Raw genomic sequence first — 22,126 nt, 5'->3', positions numbered from 1 at the left:
ACTCCCTGACCTCGGTCGAACTCCGCAACCGCCTCAATGCCGCCACCGGCCTCAAACTCACCCCCACCGCGATCTTCGACCACCCCAACCCCCAAGCACTGGCCCACCACATCCACACCCAGATCGCCCCCAAAACCGACCTGGCCGTGCTCAAGGAATTGGATGGATTGGTGGCGGAGCTTTCTACGGACCAGGCAGACAGCGAAGTGCGCGCCAAAGCGATTCATCGCCTGCAGGACGCCATTTTGCGGCTTCGGTCGGTCCATACGACGGCGAACCGGGATGGCGCTGATGCCGTCCTGGAGACGGCCAGCGACGACGAGATCTTCGAGATGCTCGACAACGAGCTCGGGGGCGTTCCTGATCCTGAATCCACCACGTGAGTTCGGGTTTCGTGCGTGGTCGTCCCGCCGCCTACGAGCGTGCGGCTTGTCCACGGTGCTCGCGGTCGCCGAGATCGGGGCAGGTGACCATGGCGGGCCGACGGGCCAGCGGGGAGCGGTGACCGGGATCGGGGCTGGTTGGACCGCTGCCGCCGGTGGCGCGGGGAAGGTGCCGAAGAGTACGGGCCGGGCGGATGCCCAGGACCGGTGCTCGGACAGGCGCGGGATGAGGTGTCCTGCTCGTCCGGTACGGCCGTGGCGACGAGCCGGGCCGGGGTGCTGACCGGGTGGCGACGCGAAGTCGCGCAGCGCACTTCGGTGTGGAACGCCGAGGCCGGGCATCTGGCCGGGCGCAGCAGGTCGTGGGTGATGGCGGCGCAGGTGGGCCAGGCCGGGTTGGTGGCCGAGGCCCCTGAGGGCAGGTGCGCCGGGGGGTGCTGGCCGGGGCGGTGAAGGTCTGCTCGATCGCGCCAGTGTGGTTGCCGCGCCTCGGCCGGCTGGCTGCCGGTGAAGTTCGCGGGGCGGCGCCGGAGCCGGAACGGCCACTCCTGCCGCCGGCTGCCCGGGGGACGAGGCGCTTGGCCCGGCGGACGATGCGGCGGGCGGTCATCGCTGGAGGTGAACGATGTGAACACGGTGTGGGCGGTTTCGGCGACCTCGTCCGCAGGGATCCAGCGCCCGTATTTCCGGCCTCGGACGGCGTCCGGGTACCGGATCACCGTCCACGCGGCTTCGGGACCGCGGCGATCGTGGCCTTGATTCCGGGGGGCCGTCTCCGGCGTCGCCGAAAAGCACGTGCCGGCGCGGCGGCAGGCCGCGGTTGCTTGACCGGGTGGAACGCCGGGCCGCCCCGCATGATGAGCCGGTCGCGCCGTGGCGACGCGAGGTGCGGCCGGCTCGGCGGCCGGGGCCACCGGCACCGAGCCGGCCGTTCCGTCGGTTCGGCCTTGGGCCCTTCCTACGGCTTCACGACCTACCAGACGGGGACTGCTGTCCTCCCGGTGGTCGGCGACCTTGGGGCCTTCCTACGGCTTCACGACCTGGGGCAGGGGCTGGGCTCGCTTGATGGAGAGGTAGGCGAGGTGGGCGAAGACCAGCGAGACCGCGAAGAGCACCGCGCCGATCACGCCGAGATAGCGGGCGCCGACGAGGTTGAGGCCCACGGCGCCGATCACTCCGGAGAGCGACGCGCCGATGAAGACGACCGAACTGTTCAACGCGATGGCGAGGGGGGCGGACTCGGGTGAGATCCCGATGAGCCGGTCCTGCTGGGGAACGAGTTGCGCCATGCCCGCGACGCCCCAGACGAGCACGGCGAAGACGGCCGCGGCCAGATACTCGCCCGTCCAGGGGGTCAGCGCGAAGTCGACCATCGTGATGGCGGCGGCGATGTTGAAGACCGTGCGGTTGCCCCAGCGGTCGGTCAGCGGGCCGGAGCCGAGGTTCCCGACGACGCCGGCCGCACCTGCCAGGAAGAGCAGCAGCGCCAGGGTGGTGCCGTGGCCGCCGGTCGCCCCCATGAACGTCTGGCTCACGTACGTGTTCAGGATGAAGTTGCCGGTGAAGGCGAACAACGTGGTGGCCAGGGTGAGCGCGATCCGGCTGTTGCCGATCGGGGCGAGACGCTGACGCAACCCGATCGGCGGGGGAGCGGGACGGTTGGGCACCAAGGCGATGATCCCGATGGCGGCGACGACCCCGAGAGCCGCGACGAACCACATCGTGGCGTGCCAGTCGCTCAGGCTGCCGATCACCGCGCCGAGCGGAACACCCAGCGCGGAGGAGACCGCGATGCCTCCACCGACGACCGCCAGAGCCGTTCCGCGCCGTTCTTCCGGCACCAGCGACGCTCCGGTGGCGACGGCCACGGGGGTGACGGCGGCGCCGCCGAGCCCGGCCAGGATCCGGCAGAGGATCACCAGGCCGAAGGTGGGGGCGAGGGCGGTACCGATGTTGGCGATGACGAAAAGGCTCAGGCCCACCAGGAGCAGACGGTCACGCGACCAGCGGGCGGCCACAACCGCGACGACCGGTGAGAGCAGCGCATAGGTCAATGCGTAGGCCGTCACGAGCTGGCCGGCGGATCCGACGCTGACTTCCAGAGACTGCGCGACCTGGGGAAGAATTCCGGCGATCACGAAGCTGTCGGTTCCGATGGCGAATGTGGCAAGCATAAGCGGAAGAAGGCGCCGATACATGCATGCTCCAGGGAGGAGGGGGCGAGCCGTTGTTATTATGTCCTCAGCCCGTGGTTTCGAGCTGGTCGTCCGCCAGAAGTATGGCTCGTTGGAGATCTTGAAGCCCGCGGCATGGGTCCAATCCCAGCTGGCTCTTGAGCACTTTACGGGCCGACTGGTAGACCTCCAGTGCGTCGGCCTGGCGCTCGGAACGATAGAGCGCGAGCATGAGCTGGCGATAGAACGCCTCGTTGAGCGGATATTCCGAGGCGAGCGAATACAGCTGGCCCACGAGCCGTCGATGGTCACCGAGTTGGAGATAGGAGTCCATCAGCATCTCGGTGCATTCCAGGCGCACCTCCTCCAGCCAGGTCGCGAAGCCCTCGATGATCGAACCCCCACCACGGAGATCTCCGAGTACGGGCCCGTGCCACAGGTCCAGTGCGCTTTGGAAGCAGCGTGAGGCCTCCCGGTGGCGCCCTTCTCTGGAATGCTCGCGGCCGGTGTTCACCAGCCGGATGAACGAGTTCGCGTCCAATTCGTCGGAGCCCAGCTGCAGGACGTAACCGGGCGCGCGCGTGATGATCTCGCTGCTCGACCTGCCGGGCCGTTTCAGGTGTTTGCGCAGTTGGGAGATGTAGACGTAGATCGCGGCCGACGCGCGCCGTGGCGGGGTGTCCCCCCAGATCTCGGCCATGAGCTGGTCGAAGGTCACCACCCCGCCCGCCCGGACGAGCAGTACGGCCAGCACTGTCTCGATCTTGCGTCCGCTGATGAAGGAACCGCCGTGTTCGTCGACAATTCGAAGAGGCCCCAGCACCTCATACCGCACCGTTTCGCTCCGTCTCAAGAAATCGGTGTTCGCGGGTCATGTTCAGCGCTCGTCGCCGGTGTTCCGACCGGGGCGGCCTCCTGGTCGCCGTTCGCGGCGCGGATCCAGGCGGCGAGATTCCGAGGTGTCGGATTCTCGAACAGTTCCGCCAGCGGGACGTAGATGCCGGTGCCGTCTTCGAGCCGCTGCCCCAGCAGGGCGCCGCGCAGCGAATCGCCGCCGCTGGTGAAGAAGTTCGTGTCCGCCGTCACGTCCTCGCGTTCGAGTAGTCCGCTCCAGAGCGTGATGAGGGTCGCGAGCAGTTCATCGGATTCGTGCGAACCCGGCTCTCGCGGTGCGCGGGTTTCGGTGCCGCGCTCGGCGGCCATCGCCGTGAGCGCCGGGTAGTCGACTTTCTCGTTGGCGTTGGTCGGCAGCGCGTCCACGACGACGAACTCCTGGGGCACCATGGAGCGGGAGAGGCTGGTACGCGCCTGCTCCCAGAGGTCGTCGACCGACAGCGAGCCACCCGCGGCCTCGACGAAGGCGATGAGTTTGGCGTCCGCGCTCGGGTCACCGAGAACGATCACCGCGGCCGCCTTCACCTCGGGGTGCTGGAGCAGAGTGGCTTCGATCTCGCCGAGTTCGATCCGGTTTCCGCGGAGCTTGATCTGCCGGTCGCTCCGGCCGAGGAGTTCCAGGGTGCCGTCCGTGCGCCACCTGGCCGTGTCCCCGGTGCGGTAGTAACGGCCGTGCACCGCGTGATCGCGGAACCGGTCCGCCGTCAGCTCGGTCCTGTTGTGGTAGCCCTCGGCGACGCCATGGCCGGCGACGCACAGTTCACCGCTGACGCCGAGGGGAAGCTCTCGCCCGTCGGGGTCCATGACCATGATCTGTGTGTTGCGGATGGGCCGGCCGACGTCGAGCCGTGCGCCGGGACGGCCGGTCACCGTCCCGGACGTCGACCAGATGGTGGATTCGGTGGGCCCGTACACGTGGTGGAGGTCGCAGCCCGTCGCGACGAGTTGCTGCGCCAGCGTGACCGGCAGGGTCTCTCCGCCGCAGAGCACCTTCCGGCCGCGGAGGATCCCGGCTCCGTCCCCCAGGACGATCCGCCACGTGGTCGGCGTCGCCTGGATGACCTGGACGTCATGCCGCTCGATGAGATCGTGCAGCAGCCCGCCGTTCACCCTGGCCTCGTCGGGGGCGACCACCGCCCGCCCACCGGAAAAGAGCGGGACGAACAGTTCGAGGCCGGAGATGTCGAACGCGAACGTCGTCAGCCACAGCATCGAGTCGCCGGAGCCGACGCCGAGTTCCTCGGTGAAGTGGGCCACCGCGTTGGCCAGGCCCGGGTGGGTGACGAGCGTGCCCTTCGGCCGTCCCGTCGATCCCGAGGTGTAGATGAGGTAGGCGCGCCCGGTGGAATCGGCCGGGAAGTCGCCGAGCCGGCGCGCCGCGGTCTCGCCGGCGACGGGATCCGGCGGGAGCACGGTGAGCCCGTCGCCGAGGTGTCCCGCCATCTCGGTTCCGGCGAGGACCACCCTGGTGCCGGAGTCCGAAAGCTGGTAGCTGACGCGTTGCGCGGGGTGATCGGGGTCGATGGGCAGGTAGGTCGCGCCCGCGAGCCAGATGCCGAGCACGGAGGCCGCGAGTTCGGGACTGCGCTTGACCGCCACCGCGACCACGTCGCCGGGATCGACGCGGTTCTCCCTGAGCATGTCCGTGACGGCGCACGCCGATTCCCACAGGCCTCGATAGGTGACCGTCCGCTCGCCGTCCTCGATCGCGACCGCGTCGGGCGAGGCTTCGACGTGTCCGTGGAACGCCTCCAGCACGGAGGCGGGGAGGACCTGGGCCGCCGTCCTGTTCGCCGTCTCGATCACGGTCCGGTCCCGCTCGCCCCACAGGGGGATCTCGCGTACCGGCCGGTCCGCTTCCGCGGTCAGGGAAAGCAGCAGTGCCTCGTAGCGCTCCAGCATGAGCTCGACGTCGGACCGGCCGAGGATCTCCGGCCGGTAGACGATGCGCACCCGGAGGTCCTCGCCGGACGACATGACGAAGAACTCGATGTCGAACTTGCTGTAACCGTTCTCCACCATCAGCGTCCGGGCCGGACGATCTGCGATGACGAACTCCGGCAGTTCGAAGTCCGGCAGGTAGTTGAACACGTGCCGGAAGAGCATGGCGCGCCGGGCGAAGGCGGATCTCGGCAGCGCGCGCGTCAGGGCGTCGACCGGGACGTCGGCGTGCAGAAGCGAGTTGAAGAAGACATCCCTGGTACGGAGCACCAGGTCACGGACGCTCATCGCCCTGTCCACCCGGACGCGCAGCGGGATGAAGTTGACGTGGTACCCGATCGCGCGCTCCGCGCCCTGGGGCCGCACGTTGACGGGAGAGCCGACCACGACGTCCGGGCCCGCGCCGTGCCCGTCGAGAAGCAGGCAGTACGCGGCGAGAAGGATGACCGCTTCGGGGGACCGCAGATCCTTCTGCGCTCGCTGGACGCTCTTCTTCACCGCGGGCGACAGCCGGTACGTGATCTGCTCGCCCAGCAGGGTCGGCTGGGGGATCTCCGAAACTCCGCACCACAGGTCGGAGCCGTCCGGGTCGAAGCCGGCCAGCTGCTCGTGCCAGAAGGACAGGCTCTCCGGCCGGGGCTCCGCCTCGACGAGCGGGTCGACCGGACCGTCCCCGGGCGGGGACGGGCTGCCGGTGACCTCGTTCTCGTACGCGGCGGCGAAATCCTCAATGAAGATCGTCGCCGAGGCCACGTCGAAGTTGAGGTGATGGACGGCGACACAGAAATAGGCGCCGTCCTCGCGGGGGAGCAGACCGGCCCGCAGCAGGGGGCTCCCGTCCAGGCTGAACGGCCTGGCCACGAACGCGGTGAGGTCCGCTTCGACCGACGGGTGCGAGGAGTGGAGCCGCTCGATCTCGACCGGGAACTCGTCGGGCTCCAGCGTCGTCTTGGTCAACCGGGTGTCGTGCGCCCGGTAGACCGTGCGGAGTACCGGGTAACGGCGCAGCAGAGCCGACAGCGCCCGTTCCAGCGCCGGTATGTGCAGCTCTCCGGCAATCTGAAGAGCGAAGGGAACGTTGTTGGCGGCGCACCCTGGTACCAGGGTCTCCAACAGCCACAGGGCTTCTTCTTTTGCGCTCGCCGTCGTGTGTTCTCGCGAAATACCGGGGGCTGGACTGGGCAGGCGTTCTCTGGAAGAAGGCATCAAGTCCTCAGCAGTTCATCCACGGTCTTGGCCACGTCAACGCTGCGCAGCAGGTCGGCGTGTTGCAGATCGAAGCGGATTTCGCGTGCGACGGCGTCGGCGCGCTGCTCGGGGGGGAGCACGTTCAGTCCATTACGCGGTGTGGCGGAGCTGATCGCCGTAGCGGTCGGCCAGATATCGCCGGGGTCTATCTCGGCCGAGGCGGCGAGATAGTTGAGAAATGATCCGAACGTGCCCAGCAGTTCGGTCCGGCGCTGCTCGCCGAGTCCGGCGCGGCGAAGAGCGGGGTCGCCGATGTCGAGCAGTGCGGCGCTCAGCCGTGTGGCGAGTCCGGTCAGGTCGGAACACTCTTCGAGGGCGGCTTCGCCGGCATGTGTCGCCGCCTTCATCTCGGTGTCGGAGAGCGCCATCGAGATGATTTGGAGCGCGTCACCGTAGTGCCGGTGGAGCAGCGCGGCATGCGGTCGTTCCGGGTCGAAGAGGATGAGCCGGGGAGCGCTACCCTGCCGGGCGGTGACCTGCTCGGCCATCGCCGCCGCGAACACGCTGCCCACGCAGAAACCGAACACCGTGTGCACGACATGGTCGCTCGCCCGGACGTCCGCCAGCCAGCGGTCCAGATAGTCGTCGGCGGTCATGCCGATCTCGGTTCCGGCAGGTGGCGTCAGGGTCTCCCATACGGTGAGGTTCGCCTCCAGCCTGGGCACCAGGTCGGTGAATGCGCCCACGGTCCGCCCCGTGGTCGCAAAGAAATCGGATGCGATGGCCAGTTCGGCTTTTTCTACCTGGCTGTGCACGTAAAAGGATTTGGTTATTTTCTTGTCGATTGGCGGTGCAGGGGATGACGGTCTCGCTGGCTGCGCATTCGACATGGCGGTAATCGTGCCGACCGAATTGCACCGGCGTAACCCCTAACTCCCCCCTACTCACCCCTACGGCTTGCTCTCCGCAGGCTGTTGACGAAGCCCTGCTCGTGTGCTGGGTCGACTATTGGGCGTGGTCCCGTCCGGGCAGGACCATGCCCCATCGAAGACGCGGTGCGGGCGGTCGGTGGAGCCCTTACCTGGATGAGATCACACCCTGTAAGAGCACCTGCACGACCTGCCGTGTCGGTTCGCGAAAGGGCCAGAGTCAGGGGCGATCAACGATCCGTTACATGCGGACCAGTAGGGGTTCTCTAGGGGTTGGTCGAGGGGAGTGGCCCTTTAGAGTGCTGATCTGGAAGGCCAGCGTTGTTCACGCATTGAGAGGGGCGCGGTGATTCACGTCGGTACTGAACTGACCCCGACTGTCCTGCGGCGAACATTCGGTTGCTTTCCTGACGGGGTCGCGGCGGTCTGCGGGTCCGTTGACGGCGTTCCCGTCGGCCTGGTGGTGAGTTCCTTCACTTCGGTGTCGCTCGATCCACCGCTCAGTTCGATCTGTATGTCCAACACCTCGAAGACCTGGCCGAGACTGCGGTCCGCGGGTTTGCTCGGGATCAGCGTGCTCAGCGAGAGGCAGGGCACCGTGTGCCGGCAGTTGTCCGGTGACGGTAAGGACAGGTTCACCGATGTGCGGTGGGACACCTCACGGGCCGGCGCGATTTTGATAGAAAATGCCGCTGCCTGGATGGAATGCACGGTGGAACGAGAGATGGCGGCCGGAGACCACCAGATCGTTCTACTCCGCGTTCATGCGGCTCAGGCAAACCCGGAGATCGCTCCACTGGTCTTCCAAGCGAGCCGCCTCCGCAGCCTTGGGCCTGAGCTGGTCGATTCCGGCCGGCGTGCCGATGGCTCGGCCCGGGTCGTCGACCTTATCGTCCAAGTCGTTGCGGCCAGCGGCTCCTGAAAGACCGCCGAGCAGGCCAGGAAGTTTTAGTTCGTGCTGTAGTGAATAACGTCAGGGTCGGACATTCCGCTGTTCTTCGCTCTTAGTTGTGAGGTGTGCCCAATGGATTTCAGCCTCTTCTACTTCGCTGATACCGGAAAGGCCAAGAAGGATCGCTACCGGCTGCTGACCGAGGGGGCGAAGTTCGCCGACACGCATGGCTTCTCGGCGGTGTGGACCCCCGAGCGGCATTTCCATGAGTTCGGTGGTCTCTTCCCCAACCCCGCGGTCACCGGCGCGGCCCTGGCGGCCCTGACCGAGCGGGTGTCCATCCGGGCGGGCAGCGTGGTCGCCCCGTTGCACCACCCGGTACGCATCGCCGAGGAATGGTCGGTGGTCGACAACCTCTCCGACGGAAGGGCCGGTGTCTCCTTCGCGTCGGGCTGGCACGCCGTCGACTTCACTCTCCGCCCGGAGTCCTACGCACGCCGTAAGGAGGTCGTGCTGGAGACGATCGAGACCGTCCGGCGGCTGTGGCGGCAGGAGCCCGTATCGCTCACCGACGGTACCGGGACGGAGAGCACGGTCTCGATCTACCCGCCGCCCGTGCAGCCGGAGCTGCCCATCTGGCTGACGAGTGCGGGCAGCGCCGAAACCTTCGAGGCGGCCGGCCGGCTCGGCGGGGGAGTCCTGACGCACCTGCTGGGGCAGGACCTGGACGAACTCGCCAAGAAGATCACGGTGTACCGGGAGGCGTTCACCCCCCGGCTCGGCCAGCCCCCGTCCGGGCAGGTGGCCCTCATGCTGCACACCTACCTCGGCCCGGACCGGGACGAGGTCCGCGAGGCGGTCCGCGAGCCGTTCAGCGCGTACCTGCGAAGCTCGATCGGCCTTTTCGCCCGTGCGGCCAGCGCCCACTTCCCCGGGGTCGACCTGGAGCGGCTGAACCCCGCGGATCTCCAGTTCCTGGTCGATCGCTCCTTCGACCGCTACTTCGACACCGGCGGGCTGTTCGGGACCGTCGAGGACGGTGTGGAGATCGTCGAGCGGCTACGGGACATCGGTGTCGACGAGGTCGCCTGCCTGATCGACTTCGGCGTGGACACGGATCGTGTCCTCGGCGGTCTCGAGTACCTCGACAGGCTCCGGGCGCGGTGCCAGTGATCGCGGTACCACCACCGTCTTTCCACCAGGCGGAACGGCCGGTCGGTGATCCACGAAACGATTTACCCATCAACTAAACCAGAGTAGTGAACGATGTCACGCACGTTTTGACTGTTTCGCCGCTTTCGGTGCGGGACGGTCGAGCGCAGCGTGAGTTGGCTCGATCCATAACCGATGTTGTGACCCTGCACAATGAACCAGTCAAGGAATCATACCCTCGCAGGATAAAGCCTCGGTTGACTCATTGAAGCGGACTGAATACTCGCAGTCTCTTGTCATAAGATCGAAAAGGGTGGCACAGTGTGCGGGACGAAGAGAGCGCCCTTCCTGGAGGACGGCCCTGTCGGGGGGACTGCCTGCGGCGCTCACCATGGGGGCGCTCGTGGACCTAGTGGAACGCGATGATGAGCTTTCATCGCTCCAGGATCTCTTGATAGAGACTTTTCAAGGAAGAAAACGTGTCGCGGTGGTCACCGGAGCGGTGGCAACCGGAAAGACCGCACTTCTCCACACGTTCGCAGGGCACGCGGTGAACTCCGGATCCGTTTTTCTCAGCGCCACCGCGTCACGGGCCGAGCGAGACGTCCCGCTGGGAGTGATCGGCCAGCTGCTGCGCAGCGCGAACCTCTCTGCGGCGGAGAACGACCGGGTCACCAGGCTGCTGGACAGCGCGGCGCTCACCCTCGCGCTCCAGTCGGCGGACTCCGAGATGACGGCGGATATCCCCTTTCCTGTGCTCAATGGCCTATGGAAGGTGATACACGGCCTGGTCCAGCGAACTCCGGTGCTGATCGGCGTGGACGACATGCACTATGCCGATGCGCCCTCGCTGCGCTGCCTTCTCTATCTCGCCCGCCAGCTGCGGACAGCCCGTCTTCTCGTGGTGCTCAACGATTGCATGCGGCCGGTACAGGCGCATCCCGAATTCCATGCGGAGCTACGGGGGCAGCCCTATTTTCGGTACTTCAAGCTGGAGCCGCTGTCGCTTATCGCCGTTCGGAACGTTGTATCCCGAGTCTTTGGGCATCAGGCGGCCGATCAACTTTCGGCCGCATTCCACGAGATGAGCGGAGGGAATCCCCTCCTGCTGCAGGCCCTGATCGAGGACCACCGCTCGCAGCGGGAGAAGGGGCGCCTCGAAGTACAGCCCGGCGAAAGGTTCGGGCAGGCTGTATCGAACTTCGTCTATCGCTGCGAAAACTCGATGATGAACGTTGCCCGCGTGACGGCAGTCCTGGGAGACCAGGCATCGGTCGGGCGCATTGCCGAGATCCTGGGCGAGGACGTCGATTCGATCAAGCGAAGCGGCTCGGCCCTGACCGCGTCCGGGCTCATGAAAGGCGGGCGGTACGGCCACGAGGCCGTGCGGAACGCCGTGCTGAACGGAATGATTCCCGAAGAGCGCGGAGCACTGCACGGCCGTGCGGCCGAGGTGCTGCACGACCTCGGTCTGCCCGCGCATGTCGTGGCCAGGCATCTCGTCGCCGCGCGGTGGGCCATGGCCCCATGGGCGATGCCGGTGCTGCAGGACGCGGCGGAGCAGGAACTGGCCGGCGGCGACGCCACCGTGGCGATCCGCTGCCTTCGCCTGTTACGCGAAACCTGCGTCGACGAGCCGCAGCGGTCGGCGGTCACGTCCGCACTGAGCGGAGCCGAATGGCAGGTCGACCCCTCCCTGGTCATCAGGCTGTTCCCCGAACTGATCGAGGCGGCCCGAGGGGAGTACCTGACCGGCCGGAACCTAGTCAGGTTGCTCACCTACCTTTTCTGGCACGGATGGGACGAGCAGGCCGCCGAGGTCGCGGATCTCATGCAGGGCAGAACGGAACAGCCCGGTCCGGGGGAGGCGGAGGACCGCGGAGATCCCCGGCTCTGGCTGTCCTGGCTGTATCCGGGCAGGCGCGCCCGCTCCGCGCGGGAACGGGCGATGGACCCGGCCGGCGGTCCGGCGGCGGCCACCATGGTGAAACGGGTGGAGGTCGGCGACGATCAGCTGATCGCCGCGGAGCAGGTACTGCTGCGCTGCCGGCTGGATGACGCGGCCTTCCCTTCCTGCCTGGCCGCACTGGCCACATTGATCTACGGCGGTGCCCTCGAAAGCGCGGCAGGGTGGTGCCGGCGGCTGTTGAAGAAGGCCGAGAACCGCGGGGTGACCATGTGGCGGGCTCTGCTGTCCGCGACCCTGGCCCTGATCGATGTGCGGCGTGGCGATCTGGCCTCGGCGAAACGTCACGGCAAGGCGGCGCTCACGCTGATCTCCCCGCAGAGCTGGGGCGTGGCGGTCGGCATACCGCTGTCCAGCATGGTGCTCACCACGACCGCCAGGGCCGAGTACCAGGAGGCGGCGACATTGCTCGAGGTGCCGGTGCCCGAGAAGATGTTCCAGACGATCTGCGGCCCCCTGTACATGTACGCCCGCGGGCGGTACTACCTGGCGATCGACGAGCCGCGCACGGCGCTGGCCGACTTCGAGTCGTGCGGGAGCCTGCTGGTCGGCTGGGGGTTCGACCAGCCGTTGAACATCCCGTGGCGCACCCACGCCGCGGAATCGCATCTGCGGCTCGGTAGAACGGCCCAGGCCACGGAGCTCCTGGAGAAGCAGATCTTCAGGTTGAAACCGCAGGACCAGCTGGGGCGGGGCGGCCCGGTGCAGCGGATCATGCAGGTCGCGGACCCTGAAGAGCGGGTCCGCCTGCTCAGGGAGCTGGTCGACACCCTTGATACCGGGGAGGACTGGATGGAGTCGGCTTTCGCCCTGGTGAAGCTGAGCCATGCCTATGCCGCGCTCGAACGGCGGGACGCCTCCGAGCAGGCGGCGCGAAGAGCCTGCTGGATGATCACTCATCGTGGTGCCGAGCCGCTGAAGCCGGTACCGTCCATCGGGGCGATCTCCGAATCGGCGATCAAGAAGCGCGGGCCGGCGAGCGCCGAACTGAGCGGGGCGGAGCGGAGAGTCGCGATGCTCGCCGCGGAGGGACGCTCGAACCAGCAGATCGCGTCCAGGCTCTTCATCACCATCAGCACGGTCGAACAGCACCTGACCCGGGTCTACCGCAAGCTCGGCCTGAGCCGGAGATCGGAGCTTTCGGCGGCGCTGCGGAAGTCGCCCGGTGGCGACAAACCCTCGGAGCGGCAGCCCTCCGGTAACTGAGCGGATGACCGCCCCGTTCCTCAGATACCGATCTCCAGTATCCACCGTCGGCGGCCTTCGTCGGCGGCCCGGGTGACCCGGGTCTCCTCGCTGATCTCATGCCGCTCGACCAGACGCATCCCGGCCCGCTCGACCTCTTTCTCCAGGGTCTCCGGCGAGATGAGATGGTTGCGTTGCGTGTATATCGCGCTGTGCGCGATTTCGCCGTTCGTGACCCGGTGACTCACCATGCTCAGGAGACGGATCTTCTCGCGGGCGTCCAGGTATTCGATCATGGTGCACAGTACGGGTGCGGTTTTGTCGCTGGCGATGAATGTGTGGGTGCGCTCGAAGGGCGACGCGTCTTCCTCGAACTTCAGCGTCCCCTGGAGCGTCAGCAGGAATCGGCCGTCGTCGGTGAGGTGTTCGCGGACACAGCGGAACAGCGCGGATCGCTGGTCCTCATCGAGCAGCCACACGGTGCTCATGCCCAGCACAATAAGGTCGAAGCGCTCTCCCAATGCGAAGTCGGTCATATTCCGTTCAACGGTGGTGAGCTGATTGGCGTACTTCTGCCACTCCGGCTCCTGCAGGCGTTCGGCGAGGCGCTGCAGCATGTGCGGCGAGGCGTCGAGGCCCACGACCTGGTATCCCTCCGCGAGGAAGGGCATGACGGTCCGGCCGGTGCCGCAGGCGAGTTCGAGCACCGGTCCCGGATGGCGGCCGGCGGCGAGGCGGAGGAGATCGTCGATTTCCGCCCGGTCGTTTCTCATGATGCCGTGGTAAAGATGCGAGCCATCCGGACCGTACAGGCTCTCCACGGTTATCTTGTTACCGTAGAGGTCGGCTATCCTCGCGGCGAGTCCCAGCAACTGATCAGAGGTCTCGTTCATCTTCCCTCTCTTTTCTCCGTATGGGATTCCGGCTCTTGCGAGTAGCGGACTCCATCAAGATGACGAGCCGGTCTAAAATTCATCTAACACTCCAGCCCACTTCGTGAGGGGCCGTGCGGATGCGGTCAATCCTCCGTACGCGAACCGGTGTTTCGACCATGTCGGCGGCGCTGGCCGGAGTGGTCCTGGCGGCTGCTGCGCCAGGGCGGGACGCCGGTCTCCCCTACGCACCCGGCGGCTACCGCCACGCGGACCGCGGAGACGAGCACTGAACGCACTACGGTCGACCGGCCGGGGCGGGTGGCTCCCCGCCTGAACCGGCCGAGGCGGGCCTGCCCGCATGCCGGCGCGGTCTTCCGGCACGCGCACCCCGGCTGAGGCGCGGATTCATCCTTACAAAGATTGCAAGACTGTTGCCTTTGGTTGGGGCGAGCTTTATATTCGGCTGTTGAGAACTTCGTTCTCTCAGGGGCGATACGTTCATGACGAGTTCGCTGGGAGTCCGTCACCATGGTGATGCAAGGGGAGCGCCGCACCGGCGCAACTCCGGTCGCTCCCGCCGTGGGCCGGGCCTGGAGCGGCTTACCCCGCCGAACCGGCCGTTCGGCGCGAACGGCCTGCGCGTCGGTCCGGGCAGCCGCGGCCACGCGCCCATGTGGCCGCTCCATCACCGGCCAGACGCCGGGAGCCGGGCGCGGACGCGACATGTGACATCGCCCGGCAGGAACCCGCCCCCAACCCACCCCTCCCCAAACAGCCGAAGCGCCTGGATCCGGCGCCCTCCACCCACCGGCCCGAACGGCGACGCCACCCGTACCTTTCGCCTGCGCAGCCGCAGGCCGATGTCGTCGTGCCCGGAAACGGGCCGGCATGACCGGCCAGATCATCGGGGTCAACGGCGGACGCACCACCTGAGCAGAAGGAAACATCATGAGAGCACCGCGAATCCTCGTCGCCGCCGCCACCGCGATGACGGTGGCCGCCGGCACGGCGTGCGGCCCGGGAACGGACGCCTCGGCTCCGTCGGGTACGGGGCCGGGCGGCAAGCCGTTCAAGATCGACGTTCTCCTCGGCCTGAGCGGGGACTACGCGCCGGTCGGCAAGGCGATGGCCCAGGGCGCACGCGCGGCCGTCGCCGTGATCAACCAGCAGGGCGGTGTCTTCGGCAAGCCGGTCGAGATCAACGTCATCGACACCGCCGGTGACCCCGTCCAGGCCGTCACCCAGGCGCGGAAGCTGGTGGCCGGCGGCCGCCCGCAGGCCGTGGTCCCGGGGATGGTCACGGCCGACATCATGGCGACCGCGCCGCTGCTGACCCAGGCGAAGGTCTTCATGGCCACGCACGGGCCGGACCCCAGGCTGAACGACCCGAAGAAGTACCCGTACCTGTTCGGCACCACCTACCTGCGGGACCAGATGGCGACCTCCCTGGCGGCGGAGTTCACCGCGAAGGGATTCAAGAAGGTCAGCCTGATCACCGCGGAGAAATCGGGCTCGGTGGGCGCCCAGACCATCAAGGACGTGCTCGCGCCCAAGGGGATCACCACGAACATCGTGACGGTGCCGGTGACCGCCGTCGACGCCACGTCCCAGATGCAGCAGGCGCTCGACCTCGACCCCGACGTCCTGGTCCTGGACTCCTACGGCCCCCCGTCCGCCGCGATCCTGCAGGCCCGCACGAAGCTGAAGCCGGCCACCCCGACGTACGCGAGCCAGAACTTCTCCTCGGGCGACCTCGCGCAGACCGGGCCGGTGAGCGCCTACGCCGGGGTGCGGCTGCAGTCGCTCTCCTTCGCGGTCAAGGGGCACCAGACCACGCAGACGCCGGCGTTCAAGGCCTTCTTCGACGCCGCCCGCCAGCAGGCCGGCGGCAAGCTGGAGTTCAGCATGAACACCTACGTCGTCACCTACAACGACGTCATCCTCGCCGCCTATGCGGCCAAACTCGCCAACAGCACCGACCCGGCCAAGATGACCGCCGCGATCGAGAAGGCGAGCCCGGCGCAGATCCCCTACTTCCTCGGGCCGGTGAACTTCTCGCCGAGCAACCACTACCCGAGCTTCGGCCCGCAGTGGTGGGCGTTCACCGGCTACAACGGCATGGACAACGCGCAGATCGTTCCGGCCCAGCCGTGACGACCATCTGGACGGGCCTGGCGATCGGCGCCGTGTACGCCCTGGTGGCCGTCGGCTACAACATCACGATGGCGCAGAGCGGGATCTTCAACTTCACGCAGGGCCAGGTCATGGTGTTCGGCTGTTTCTTCGCGTGGTTCACGATGGTCGACCTGAACCTTCCGTGGTGGGGGGCCGCGGTCGCCGGCGCCGTCGTGTGCGGGCTGATCGGGCTGCTCGTGGAACTCCTCGCCGTCCGCCCGGTCGTCGCCCGCCACGGGGCGCACGGCCACGCCCTGCTCGTCACCACCGTCGGCGCCTTCGTCATCATCCTGGGAGCCCTGGCGGCGACCTGGGGGAGGACGCCCAAGTCGCTGCCCTTCTTCGGCGGTTCGGAGACCGTGACGCTGCTCGGCGGGAAACTCTCCCCGGTGGACCTCTGGCTCGTCGCCATCGCCGTGGTCACGGCACTGGCGATGCACCTGGTGTCGGGACGCACCTCGTGGGGGCTCAGCGGGCGCGCGGCCACCGACAACCCCGACGCGGCGAAGGCGAAGGGCGTCAACGTCACGGCGCTGCGGACCACCGCGTTCATGCTGGCCGGTGCCCTCGGGGGCCTGCTGGGACCGGTGCTGGCCCCGAAGGTCGGCGTCAGCGTCTCCATCGGCGTCTCGCTCACGATCTACGGCTTCGTCGCGCTCGCCCTCGGCGGGTTCGGGAGCTACCTCGGCTGCCTCGTGGGAGGCGCCGCCGTCGGTCTCGTCCAGGCGTCCGCCGGCCGGTACTTCGGCGCGGAGTACCCGCCCCTGATCCTGTTCGGGCTCCTGGTGCTGATCCTGCTGGTGAAGCCCACCGGCCTGTTCGGCCACCGCGGGTTGCGGGTCGTATGAGCACACGGCAACGGCTCTCCGCTCTCGCGCTGGACACTCCGGCCCCCGCCATCGCGGCCTTCGTCCTGGTGGCGCTCCTGCCGCTGTTCGGCCTGGCCGGCCACTGGCAGCAGCAGCTCGCCCTGATCGCCATCTACACCCTGATCTGCAGCGGCCTGAACCTGAGCTTCGGTTACGCCGGTGAGCTGGCACTTGGGCAGGTCGCCGTCTTCGCCTCCGGCGCCTACATCAGCGCGATCCTGTACCAGCACGGGTTCACCGACATCCTGGGGGGCTTCGCCGTCGCGGTCTGCCTGGCCGCCGTGACGGGTCTCCTCACCGGAATTCCCGGTCTGCGGCTGAGCCGGTGGGCGCTGGCCCTGGTGTCGTTCTTCTACGTCCTGCTCGTCCCGGAGTTGCTGAAGCTCTTCGAGTCCGAGACCGGTGGCACGGCGGGACTCGCCGGCATCCTCGCCCCGACCTTCTTCGGCTGGCCTCTCGGCACGACCGGGTTCTACGTCGTCGCGGTCGTGGTGACGCTGCTGTGGATGCTGCTCCAGCGCAACCTCATCGTCTCCCGCTTCGGGCAGTTCCTGCGCATCCTTTCCGCGAGCCCGACCCTGACCGAGAGCCTCGGCGGCTCGGTGTACCGGTTGCGGGTCCAGGCCTACGTCATCGGCGCGCTTCCCGCCGGGCTCGCGGGAGTGCTCTACACCTACCTCACCGGCTTCGTCAGCCCGGAGGCCTTCACGCTGCACCTGCTCATCGCGCTGCTCGCCGCGACCGTCGTGGGAGGGGCCGCCAGCGTCTGGGGCGCTCCCGTCGGAGCCGCGATCCTGGTGCTCGGGCCGCTGCAACTGAAGTCGTTCGAGGAGTACTCGACGCTGGCCTACGGGGTCTTCCTCGTCGTCATCGGGACCGCCTTCTCGGGCGGTCTGGCCGGGCTCGCCCGGAAGCTCCGGGACCGGGTGCTCCCTCGCCCGGGACCGCAGGGCGCCGGCGACGGGGAATCCGCTGCTGACCTGTCGATCCCCGGCACGCGGATGGTCGTGGCCGGGGTGGAGAAGAGCTTCGCGGGCCTGCGCGCGCTCTCCGGCGTCGACCTCACGGTGGAGCCGGGGACGATCGCCGCGATCATCGGCCCGAACGGCGCCGGCAAGACCACGCTGCTCAACCTCGTGTCCGGCCTGCTGCCGGCCGACACCGGCCGGGTCGAGCTGGCCGGCCGTGAGCTCACGGGCCTGCGGGCGCACCAGGTCAGCCGGCTCGGCGTGGGCCGGACCTTCCAGACCCCGGTCGACCTCGGCTCGATGAGCGTCCTGGAGGTCGTCGAGTCCGGACGGTTCCGGAAGGGGAACCTCGGCTCCCTCTCGGCCATCCTCCGGCTGCCGAAGTACCACCGGGTCCGGGAAGCGGACCGGAAGGCGGCGGTCGCGGCGCTGTCGTTCGCCGGCCTCGAGCACGCCGCCGCCCAGGACGCGGCGTCCCTTCCCCTGGGCACCCGGCGGCTGCTGGAGGTCGTGCGGTCGGTGGCGGGCGAGCCGAGCGTCCTGCTCCTCGACGAGCCGGCGGCCGGCCTGGACGACAGCGAACTGCGGGAACTGGGCATGTTGATGCGCCGGATCCGGGACGCGGGCGGAACCGTCGTGCTGGTCGAGCACAACGTCCCGTTCGTCATGGACGTGGCGGACCAGGTCTTCGCCATGGAGCTCGGCCGCGTCATCGCGGCCGGGCCACCCGAGGTGGTCCGCCGTGACCAGCGCGTCATCGACAGCTACCTCGGCCGCCGTGGCCGGCGGGAACCGGCCGACCACGAACTCGACCCGAGGACGACGTGATGACGACGACGGATGAGTCGAACAGCCAGCCCGTCCTCGACGTCGCCGACCTCCAGGTGGCGTACGGCGACCTCGTCGCGGTCTGGGGAGCCTCGCTGCAACTGGTGCCTGGCAGGATCACCGCGCTGGTCGGCCGGAACGGAGCCGGCAAGACGACGCTGCTCGCCGGGATCTGCGGCCTCCTGCCGGCGCGCTCGGGCAGCGTCGCACTCGACGGGCGGGCCGTCACCGGCCTGCCGCCGTGGAAACGCGTGCGGCTCGGCATGTCGATCGTGCAGGAGGGCAAGCAGGTCTTCCGGGACCTGTCCGTGCACGACAACCTGCGCGTGGGCCTGCGCGGACGCCGATCCGGGCGGGGCGAGGACGACACGATCCTGGCGGAGCTGTACGAGCGCTTCCCGGTCCTCGGGGAGCGGCGCAGGGAACGGGCCGGGGCGCTGTCCGGCGGCCAGCAGCAGATGCTGGCGATCGCCACGGCGCTGGCCGCCCGGCCCCGGGTCCTCCTCGTCGACGAGCCGTCCTCGGGGCTGGCTCCGGTGATCACCGACCAGGTGTTCGAGCTGCTGGACCGGCTTCGCGGGGAGGGCCTGGCGATCCTGCTCGTCGAGCAGCTCGTCGACGAGCTGCTGGGCGGCATCGCGGACGACGTGGTCGTCCTCGAACGGGGTCGGGTCACGCTCCGGGACCGGGCCGCGAACCTCTCCGCCGAGACCATCGCGGACAGCATCTACTCCTCGATCTGACCGGTCTGGGCGCGGAGGAGGCGGACGGCCAGGGTGCGGAAGGTGCTCAGCTCGTCGTCGGACAGGACCGAGAACCAGTCCGCGACGGCGGCGTGGTCGGCGGGGTTGCGGGCGCGCCAGTAGTCGGCGCTGACGGTCGTGGCGCGCAGGATGCGGCGGCGGCGGTCCGCCGGGTCCGGGTGGGTGGTGAGCATTCCCTTGCGCTCGAGTGAGGCGACGAGCTGGGCGACGTTCTGGTGCGTGGACCCCAGGAACGCGGCGGCCTGGGTGAGCGAGGGCTCTCCGAGGTGTTCCACCGCTGTCAGGAGCGCGGCCTGCTGGGTGGTCAGGCCGTCCGGGCGGAGCCTTTCGTCCATCCGGTTGCGGAGCCGCAGCGCGAGGCCGAGTACGGCCTGGAACGCCTCGACGGCGTTCTGGGTCTTCTGTTCATCAGACATGTGCAATATATTACCTAATATGATCGTCCTACTGCCCAACCTCGCGTACCTCTCCGAAACCTCCCGCATGCTGGAGATCCACCGCGCCCTGGACGCCATGGGAGCTCCCGTCCGGCTCGCCACCCATGGCGGTACCCACCAGAACCTCATCGACGTTCCCCACGACATCATCCCGCCACGCATGGACGCCGCACGATGCGCCCGGTTCGTCCGGGACGGCGTCGGGCTCGGCGCCTGGGACCAGTCGATGTACTCCGACGAGGAGCTGCGCGCGCACGTCCTGGCCGAGGCCGAGTACTTCCGGACCCACGAGGTGCGGGTGGCCGTCACCGGGTTCACGCTGACGGCGCTGCTCTCCACCCGGCTGGCCGGGGTCCGGCTGGTCACCGAGCACGCGGGCATCTTCGTCCCGCCCGTGACCGGCGAATACCCGGCCGACCTGCAAATCCACTGCGACGGCTTCAACCGGGTCGCCGACTCCCTGGGCGTCGAACCGGTCCCGAGCCTCGCCGCGCTGCTCATGGGAGACCTGACCCTGGTGCCCGAGATCCCCGAGGTGGCGGGCGTCCCGGCCGAGGTCATGGAAGCCTGGTCGCCCGGCGCCGACCCCCGGTACCGGCCCGGCACGCGGCTGCGCTACACCGGCCCGCTCTTCGCCCACCTCGACCTGCCCACCCCACCCGAGGTGGACGCTTTCCTGGACGCGCCGGGGCCCGTCGCCTACGTCGCGCTCACCAGCACCGGCCCCGACCTGGTCCGCGCGGTCGTCGAGGCGCTGCTGACCGTGGACGGCCTGCGCGTCCTGGTCGCGGCGACCGTGCACGACCTCGCCGACCTGAACTCGGCCCGGGTGCTCGTCGGGGGAGTCCTGCCCAGCCACCGGCTCATGCCGCGCGCCGCCATGGCGGTGACGACGGGAGGGCAGGGCAGCGTCCAGACGGCCCTGGCCTCCGGCACACCGCTGATCGCCATCCCGCTCCAGCCCGAGCAGGCCCTCAACGCCGCCGCCGCCGAAAGAGCGAACGCTGGGTACGCCCTCGCCCCCGACGCCCTACCCGACCTCCCGGCCCTGGCGAAGGAACTGCTCTCCAGCACCACCCACCGGCAGGCGGCCGCCCGCATCCGCGACCTCTACCTGGCCACCGACGGCCCCGGCTGCGCCGCCCGAGCCATCCTGGAACTCCACGAGACCAAACCGGCTACAAGTTGAGAGCGTTGTCCTTGATGCGCTGGATGAGGGCGGCGAATCGCTCGTGGGAGAGCATGAGATGTCCGTCATCCGGGCGCTTGCTGTCACGTACACCAACCATGCCTGCGAACTGGGCGACCTCTACACACTGGGCATGGGTTCCATCGGTGGAGTGACTGCTCTTACGCCATGCCTGGGAAGTCACGTTATGTCCTCTATCCAGCTAAAGGTCGAGAATGTTGTCTTTGATGCGCTGGCTAAGGGCGGCGAATTGCTCGGGGGAGAGCGTGAGGTGTCCATCATTCGGGCGCTTGCTGTCGCGTACGCCGATGGTTGCGGCAAGCTTGGCGACTTCGACACATGCGCCACCCTGGTTGGTGCTTCTCCTGCTCTTGCGCCACACGGGGATCACTGCATGTTCTCCATGATCTGCTTGATCAGGTCTCGTGAGAGACCCTCTGGCAGCGCATGCTGCCCGATCTGGTCGTAACGTAGTGCGTAAGAGGCTACCTCGGTGACATTCGAGACAAGCCGACCTCCGCCCGGGGCTTCGACGTAGGCCACTTCTGCGTGCGGTTCGGCGAGAGTCATCATCATGAACGCTCCGTCCAGCCCAGGATGATGTCCGATGGACTTGGGAACCACGCGCACACCGATGTTGGGTCGGTAGGAAAGATCAATGATGTGGGCGAGCTGCGCCCTCATGACCTCTGTTCCCCCGCACGGTAGTTCCAGCAGGGTTTGCGACAGCAGGAACCACAGCGTCGGCGGATGCTCCCGTTCCAAGATCTTCTGCCGTGTCAGGCGCTTTTCGAGAGCCGCTTCGACATTCTCCACGCCGCCTGTCGAGAGACCGGCTCTGGCGTAGTCGGGAGTTTGGAGAAGGCCCGGAACCAGATCCACCTCCCACACCTTGATGACGGCGGCGCGGTTCTCTAGATCGAGGTACTGCCTGAACCAGTCCGGGTCATGGCCCAGCGTGGCATACCACACGAGGAAGGAGAAGATTCCTCCGGTGCCCCAATGCCGGTCAAGGGCCATGGCCTGGTCCGGGTCCAACCGCAGGATTCCGGTTTCCAGCCGTGAAACTGTGGACTTCGAGCAACCCATGATCTCACCCATCAAGTCGCCCGTGAGCTTGCGTTGCAGCCGGCAGAAGCGCAGGTAGTAGGCGATGAGCGCCCACATTGAAGACTTCGGGTCCGGTGATGGCCTGCTGCTCATCATGTCCTCCGAATTTCTCCCAGTTGCAGGAGTTGCTGGCGACTCTGACAAGAGTAGGCAAAGCAGCGCACCCTGTGATGCGAAGAAAGGGACCTGTGACCTGCGGGAGTATTT

19 protein-coding genes are annotated in these 22,126 nt (G+C 67.9%); 10 read left to right on the top strand and 9 right to left on the bottom strand.

The window, feature by feature from the left end:
• Both DPM19_RS28645 and DPM19_RS28640 read left to right on the top strand, forming a co-directional pair.
• The coding region (locus tag DPM19_RS28645) for an acyl carrier protein (RefSeq protein WP_233510858.1) at nucleotides 1–383 on the top strand (383 nt) is incomplete at its 5' end.
• 255 nt (nucleotides 384–638) lie between these two features.
• Nucleotides 639–836 carry a hypothetical protein gene (locus tag DPM19_RS28640; protein ID WP_146779030.1) on the top strand — a complete coding sequence of 66 codons (198 nt, stop codon included), beginning with the start codon at nucleotides 639–641 and terminating at the stop codon, nucleotides 834–836.
• A gap of 572 nt (nucleotides 837–1,408) precedes the next feature.
• Here the strand turns inward: DPM19_RS28640 and DPM19_RS28635 are convergent.
• The 4 genes from DPM19_RS28635 to DPM19_RS28620 form a co-directional block, all read right to left on the bottom strand.
• Complete coding sequence (locus DPM19_RS28635) at nucleotides 1,409–2,557, bottom strand: MFS transporter (protein WP_199485335.1); 1,149 nt, start codon at nucleotides 2,555–2,557, stop codon at nucleotides 1,409–1,411.
• A gap of 67 nt (nucleotides 2,558–2,624) precedes the next feature.
• Nucleotides 2,625–3,392, bottom strand: a complete 768-nt coding sequence (locus DPM19_RS28630; RefSeq protein ID WP_111871160.1) for an AfsR/SARP family transcriptional regulator — start codon at nucleotides 3,390–3,392, stop codon at nucleotides 2,625–2,627.
• Nucleotides 3,393–3,406: 14 nt separating this feature from the next.
• Nucleotides 3,407–6,598 carry a non-ribosomal peptide synthetase gene (locus tag DPM19_RS28625; RefSeq protein ID WP_111871159.1) on the bottom strand — a complete coding sequence of 1,064 codons (3,192 nt, stop codon included), beginning with the start codon at nucleotides 6,596–6,598 and terminating at the stop codon, nucleotides 3,407–3,409.
• Nucleotides 6,598–7,470 (bottom strand): hypothetical protein, encoded by an 873-nt coding sequence (locus tag DPM19_RS28620; protein WP_146779029.1) that lies wholly within the window; start codon nucleotides 7,468–7,470, stop codon nucleotides 6,598–6,600. The genes DPM19_RS28625 and DPM19_RS28620 overlap by 1 nt, the downstream gene beginning before the upstream one ends.
• Nucleotides 7,471–7,855: 385 nt before the next feature.
• On the opposite strand from DPM19_RS28620, the gene DPM19_RS28615 reads away from it, so the two are divergent.
• The 3 genes from DPM19_RS28615 (at nucleotide 7,856) to DPM19_RS28605 (ending at nucleotide 12,725) form a co-directional block, all read left to right on the top strand.
• Nucleotides 7,856–8,431: a flavin reductase family protein gene (locus DPM19_RS28615; RefSeq protein ID WP_111871157.1), complete on the top strand. Its 576-nt coding sequence runs from the start codon at nucleotides 7,856–7,858 to the stop codon at nucleotides 8,429–8,431.
• Nucleotides 8,432–8,533: 102 nt separating this feature from the next.
• A complete protein-coding gene (locus DPM19_RS28610) occupies nucleotides 8,534–9,574 on the top strand; it encodes an LLM class flavin-dependent oxidoreductase (RefSeq protein WP_111871156.1) in 1,041 nt (346 codons plus the stop codon).
• Between the two features lie 370 nt (nucleotides 9,575–9,944).
• Entirely contained in the window at nucleotides 9,945–12,725 is a 2,781-nt protein-coding gene (locus DPM19_RS28605; RefSeq protein ID WP_111871155.1) for an ATP-binding protein, read from the top strand.
• Between the two features lie 20 nt (nucleotides 12,726–12,745).
• Here the strand turns inward: DPM19_RS28605 and mpaM are convergent, their stop codons facing one another.
• The gene (mpaM, locus tag DPM19_RS28600) at nucleotides 12,746–13,597 is read right to left on the bottom strand and encodes a daptide-type RiPP biosynthesis methyltransferase (RefSeq protein ID WP_111871154.1); all 852 of its coding nucleotides are present in this window, start codon (nucleotides 13,595–13,597) and stop codon (nucleotides 12,746–12,748) included.
• A 930-nt stretch (nucleotides 13,598–14,527) separates the two neighbouring features.
• On the opposite strand from mpaM, the gene DPM19_RS28595 reads away from it, so the two are divergent.
• From DPM19_RS28595 to DPM19_RS28580, 4 genes are read left to right on the top strand one after another with little or no spacing between them, the layout of a single operon-like run.
• Complete coding sequence (locus DPM19_RS28595) at nucleotides 14,528–15,733, top strand: ABC transporter substrate-binding protein (protein WP_111871153.1); 1,206 nt, start codon at nucleotides 14,528–14,530, stop codon at nucleotides 15,731–15,733.
• Nucleotides 15,730–16,602 (top strand): branched-chain amino acid ABC transporter permease, encoded by an 873-nt coding sequence (locus tag DPM19_RS28590; RefSeq protein WP_158566926.1) that lies wholly within the window; start codon nucleotides 15,730–15,732, stop codon nucleotides 16,600–16,602. The genes DPM19_RS28595 and DPM19_RS28590 overlap by 4 nt, the downstream gene beginning before the upstream one ends.
• Nucleotides 16,599–18,419, top strand: coding sequence for a branched-chain amino acid ABC transporter ATP-binding protein/permease (locus DPM19_RS28585; protein WP_111871151.1), 1,821 nt, complete (start codon nucleotides 16,599–16,601; stop codon nucleotides 18,417–18,419). The genes DPM19_RS28590 and DPM19_RS28585 overlap by 4 nt, the downstream gene beginning before the upstream one ends.
• Complete coding sequence (locus tag DPM19_RS28580) at nucleotides 18,419–19,162, top strand: ABC transporter ATP-binding protein (protein ID WP_111871150.1); 744 nt, start codon at nucleotides 18,419–18,421, stop codon at nucleotides 19,160–19,162. Before DPM19_RS28585 ends, DPM19_RS28580 begins: the two co-directional genes overlap by 1 nt.
• Here the strand turns inward: DPM19_RS28580 and DPM19_RS35485 are convergent.
• The gene (locus tag DPM19_RS35485; RefSeq protein WP_158566925.1) at nucleotides 19,147–19,599 is read right to left on the bottom strand and encodes a MarR family winged helix-turn-helix transcriptional regulator; all 453 of its coding nucleotides are present in this window, start codon (nucleotides 19,597–19,599) and stop codon (nucleotides 19,147–19,149) included. The two genes, DPM19_RS28580 and DPM19_RS35485, sit on opposite strands and share 16 nt — an antisense overlap.
• 19 nt (nucleotides 19,600–19,618) lie before the next feature.
• Here DPM19_RS35485 and DPM19_RS35480 point away from each other — a divergent pair, with 19 nt between their 5' ends.
• A complete protein-coding gene (locus DPM19_RS35480; RefSeq protein ID WP_158566924.1) occupies nucleotides 19,619–20,809 on the top strand; it encodes a glycosyltransferase in 1,191 nt (396 codons plus the stop codon).
• On the opposite strand, the gene DPM19_RS28565 is transcribed toward DPM19_RS35480, so the two are convergent.
• The 3 genes from DPM19_RS28565 to DPM19_RS28555 are packed head-to-tail and all read right to left on the bottom strand — an operon-like array spanning nucleotide 20,799 to nucleotide 22,015.
• Nucleotides 20,799–20,993 (bottom strand): DUF397 domain-containing protein, encoded by a 195-nt coding sequence (locus tag DPM19_RS28565; protein ID WP_111871147.1) that lies wholly within the window; start codon nucleotides 20,991–20,993, stop codon nucleotides 20,799–20,801. The two genes, DPM19_RS35480 and DPM19_RS28565, sit on opposite strands and share 11 nt — an antisense overlap.
• Before the next feature lie 18 nt (nucleotides 20,994–21,011).
• A complete protein-coding gene (locus DPM19_RS28560; RefSeq protein WP_111871146.1) occupies nucleotides 21,012–21,200 on the bottom strand; it encodes a DUF397 domain-containing protein in 189 nt (62 codons plus the stop codon).
• Complete coding sequence (locus DPM19_RS28555; RefSeq protein WP_158566923.1) at nucleotides 21,197–22,015, bottom strand: helix-turn-helix domain-containing protein; 819 nt, start codon at nucleotides 22,013–22,015, stop codon at nucleotides 21,197–21,199. The genes DPM19_RS28560 and DPM19_RS28555 overlap by 4 nt, the downstream gene beginning before the upstream one ends.
• Nucleotides 22,016–22,126 lie beyond the last annotated feature (111 nt).

The organism is Actinomadura craniellae, assembly GCF_003289645.1.
Taxonomy (GTDB): Bacteria; Actinomycetota; Actinomycetes; order Streptosporangiales; family Streptosporangiaceae; genus Actinomadura_D; species Actinomadura_D craniellae.
The sequence above is the reverse complement of the archived record's forward strand: the minus strand, read 5'-3'. Positions and strand labels throughout refer to the sequence as shown.

Excerpts from the sequence above, each read along its gene's own strand:
- DPM19_RS28605 (WP_111871155.1), top strand. The coding sequence starts at position 9,945 with ATGGGGGCGCTCGTGGACCTAGTGGAACGCGATGATGAGCTTTCATCG.
- DPM19_RS28580 (WP_111871150.1), top strand. The coding sequence starts at position 18,419 with ATGACGACGACGGATGAGTCGAACAGCCAGCCCGTCCTCGACGTCGCC.
- DPM19_RS28620 (WP_146779029.1), bottom strand. The coding sequence starts at position 7,470 with ATGTCGAATGCGCAGCCAGCGAGACCGTCATCCCCTGCACCGCCAATC.
- mpaM (WP_111871154.1), bottom strand. The coding sequence starts at position 13,597 with ATGAACGAGACCTCTGATCAGTTGCTGGGACTCGCCGCGAGGATAGCC.
- DPM19_RS28635 (WP_199485335.1), bottom strand. The coding sequence starts at position 2,557 with ATGCTTGCCACATTCGCCATCGGAACCGACAGCTTCGTGATCGCCGGA.
- DPM19_RS28595 (WP_111871153.1), top strand. The coding sequence starts at position 14,528 with ATGAGAGCACCGCGAATCCTCGTCGCCGCCGCCACCGCGATGACGGTG.
- DPM19_RS28585 (WP_111871151.1), top strand. The coding sequence starts at position 16,599 with ATGAGCACACGGCAACGGCTCTCCGCTCTCGCGCTGGACACTCCGGCC.
- DPM19_RS35485 (WP_158566925.1), bottom strand. The coding sequence starts at position 19,599 with ATGTCTGATGAACAGAAGACCCAGAACGCCGTCGAGGCGTTCCAGGCC.
- DPM19_RS28610 (WP_111871156.1), top strand. The coding sequence starts at position 8,534 with ATGGATTTCAGCCTCTTCTACTTCGCTGATACCGGAAAGGCCAAGAAG.
- DPM19_RS35480 (WP_158566924.1), top strand. The coding sequence starts at position 19,619 with ATGATCGTCCTACTGCCCAACCTCGCGTACCTCTCCGAAACCTCCCGC.
- DPM19_RS28555 (WP_158566923.1), bottom strand. The coding sequence starts at position 22,015 with ATGATGAGCAGCAGGCCATCACCGGACCCGAAGTCTTCAATGTGGGCG.
- DPM19_RS28625 (WP_111871159.1), bottom strand. The coding sequence starts at position 6,598 with ATGCCTTCTTCCAGAGAACGCCTGCCCAGTCCAGCCCCCGGTATTTCG.